3 protein-coding genes are annotated in these 2,101 nt (G+C 52.0%); all 3 read right to left on the minus strand.

From position 1 onward, the window contains the following. Window positions 1–309: 309 nt before the first annotated feature. Complete coding sequence (locus GOX66_RS25410; protein WP_170766693.1) at window positions 310–750, minus strand: phasin family protein; 441 nt, start codon at window positions 748–750, stop codon at window positions 310–312. 282 nt (window positions 751–1,032) lie between these two features. Further along, the gene (locus GOX66_RS25415) at window positions 1,033–1,545 is read right to left on the minus strand and encodes an RES family NAD+ phosphorylase (protein WP_170766694.1); all 513 of its coding nucleotides are present in this window, start codon (window positions 1,543–1,545) and stop codon (window positions 1,033–1,035) included. Next, the gene (locus tag GOX66_RS25420) at window positions 1,545–1,895 is read right to left on the minus strand and encodes an MbcA/ParS/Xre antitoxin family protein (RefSeq protein ID WP_170766696.1); all 351 of its coding nucleotides are present in this window, start codon (window positions 1,893–1,895) and stop codon (window positions 1,545–1,547) included. The genes GOX66_RS25415 and GOX66_RS25420 overlap by 1 nt, the downstream gene beginning before the upstream one ends. Window positions 1,896–2,101 lie beyond the last annotated feature (206 nt).

Here is a 2,101-nt window from a genome sequence, read left to right on the forward strand (position 1 = left end):
CGTTACCAGAACCGCCTTAGATCTGACAGGTAGGGGCGAATTTTGCGACAGAACCCCTGAGACACAGAGTGGGTAATTTTGTGTTCTCCTGACCACATCACTCTGTCTCACGCTGAGGCCGCGTTTGAGATGGCTGTGTGAAGCAAGCGATGCCCTTTTAAAAACCTTGGCTAATTATCGGGTCAGGCTACGCAGTTGATGGTGCAGGTTCAACAACTTGGCGATACCAAATGGGCAGACCCTTTGATCTGCCCTTCATGATCGCGACAGTTGAAAGTAACTGGCACTATTTTGTATTCTCGCAACGAATTAGGCTGCTGATACTTTCTCGGCTGTCGCCGTCACCTTGTTTGCAGCTTTGTTGACAGCGGTGGTTTCTATGGCGATGTCATTGCCAGCTGTCATCAGCAATTCAAAAGTGTCCATCTGAGTTTTTTTCGCGATCTCCGCGAAAGCAAACATCTGTTCCGTGGCCACTTCGAACGTGCCTGAAACATAGTTGGCAGCAGCATTTGCATAGTCTGCTGGGGATTCCTGGGCTTTCGACGCTTCCATCAACTTAGCGATGGTGTCTTTGGTCCACAGGTTGGAAATCTCGGTCGATTTTTCAGCCGCGTTCAAAGCAATGCGTGACAGTCCTTCGTTTAACAATGCAGAGGTTTTGAACGGGTCTTCAAAGACTGCGGCTTTGAGGGCCAATGCGCCCATTACTTCGTTCAAAATTGCAGTGAAGTTTAGGGTCTTTTCCATAGACGTAAGTCCTAATTCTGTTGCGGGTCAGCCCGCCATGTCTCCAAGTGAGACTTGTATGCGTTCTGCGTTGCAGCAATGCAAGGAAATAAGTTTACGTAACGGAAGGCAAGATACAAAAGCGTTTATAAAGGCTTGGTTCTATTCGGTGTTCAACCCAGTATTTGGTTCAGCGACAGATGATCCGAATCATCGATGCCACAGACCAGATTTCCTTTTATCGGCGTATGTGCGGCAAAATGCTCAGTGTCATCGCAGTGTAACGTGACAACACCTCTTAGCTCACATCCGCGATAACCGATCTTCGTCGTCCACGACCCGGAGCGCACAGTCGTCGCCACTCCATCGCCACAGAACGATGTTGAAGTCAGTCAAAGATGCACCTTTGGCATAGCTCCGGACAAGCAAGCCGACGAACCCATCTGCAATCAATCTACTGGCAAAATCCTGCGTCGGCACGATTTGACCCCCGAGCAACTTTGAGCGCCACCCCGGATCTGCAATTGCCCCTTCCGAAATGCCATATTGCTCAAGCACCATCTCATCGCGGGTGTCGAGGATTGGGCCAAGATCTGCGGCGTAGGAGACCAGGATTGTTGGCTGCAGACTGCCGACCTGGTTGGCTTCGCGCAGCGCACCAGCCGGATCAAGGGCAGTGTAAAGAGCAGGGGTGCCTTTTGAATTGAAACGGCCACCAAAGAGTTCTGCACCGCGACCGGAGAGCGGCTCACGTGCATAGACCGGATTTAAGGCTCGGTAGAGGGGCCCCGCATAGCGCGCTTTGCTAAGCGGCATCAGGCAAAGACACCCGCGTCTACGGCGTCGATATATTCAAGGACCTGTTGCGCCTTGCCTTCTTGCACGAGTTGCATCGCGGTCCGTCCATCAAACCCATGCAAGGGTTCTGAACGATACCAGGCATAGGCCATCAGCTCCGAGCCAAAGCGCGGCTCGACCTTGTTGAGGACTTCGACCAGTTCGCGCAAGCGGCGCTGTGTCTTGTCTGAGTTAATCCGCGTGCGACGTTGCAGGGCGTCTTTGCCAAGGCCCACTGTCATGGCAATCTCTTCGGCCGAGGTTCGAAGTGCTGCCGCAATCTTGCGCGGTTCAAACTGTCCGCTTTCGGCGAAGCTCATAATATGCATCGCATTGCCTCCATCGGTGATTATTACGGTATATAGTGTTATTATTGCTGGAGTGCAAGATATATTAGGAAGGGTGGCTAAAGCTGGGCCACCTACCGGAAAGTAAAAGTGTCCTTTGGAGTTTGTGACTGACGGAAGAGGGACCCTGGGGGGTTCTGTCGCAAAATTCGCCCCTACCTGTCAGATCTAAGGCGGTTCTGGTAACG

The organism is Ruegeria lacuscaerulensis, from assembly GCF_013031245.1.
GTDB classification, from domain to species: domain Bacteria; phylum Pseudomonadota; class Alphaproteobacteria; order Rhodobacterales; family Rhodobacteraceae; genus Ruegeria; species Ruegeria lacuscaerulensis_C.